General features: G+C 34.5%; 1 protein-coding gene. It reads right to left on the bottom strand.

All coding sequences use genetic code 11. From position 1 onward, the window contains the following. The coding region (locus JCM10512_RS23155; protein WP_206777888.1) for a hypothetical protein at positions 1–373 on the bottom strand (373 nt) is incomplete at its 3' end. Between the last annotated feature and the right edge of the window lie 204 nt (positions 374–577).

The following is a 577-nucleotide window of genomic DNA, read 5'->3' as shown; positions in this document are numbered from 1 at the left end:
GCTCTGCTGAAAGAATTAGACGGAGATACTTTAGGTCACCTTTTAAATCGAAAAACAATCTCACATATGTAGAAATTGAATCGTTTCTCTTGCAATAAGGGCCTAGGACTTCTTGACATATAATACTGGGTGTTCTTCCAGTGGTAGTTGGTATCCTCATTCTACCTTGCCAAGGTTCTGATTCTACACCTTCAAAGGGGTTTTTCTTGTTTCTGATTTCTTTACGGCCATTGCTGTTGTACTCAATAATATATGTGTTCGAATCCGTCTTTTCATACTCGGTCTTTAGAGTATAGATTGTTAAACTTTTCTTTTGAGAGAAAATACAGGTGAGACTGCATAAAACCAAGGTAAATACTATAATCCTTTTCATACGCATACTTTTTAAGAAACAGATTGCTCTTTATTTGATAGAAATGCTATTATGTAATAAGCTTTCTGGAAAGCTATTTAATAGAGGTGCCTCCGTTTCTGGTAATTAGTTTAATAACCATGAAGAAAGTGTGGCATTGCCGAACGTGGTTACAGCTATTTTTTATATTTTATATATACATTATATGTTCTACTAGAGGCAAGA

It is taken from the genome of Bacteroides reticulotermitis JCM 10512, assembly GCF_000517545.1.
In the GTDB taxonomy this organism is placed as follows: domain Bacteria; phylum Bacteroidota; class Bacteroidia; order Bacteroidales; family Bacteroidaceae; genus Bacteroides; species Bacteroides reticulotermitis.
The sequence above is the reverse complement of the archived record's forward strand: the minus strand, read 5'-3'. Positions and strand labels throughout refer to the sequence as shown.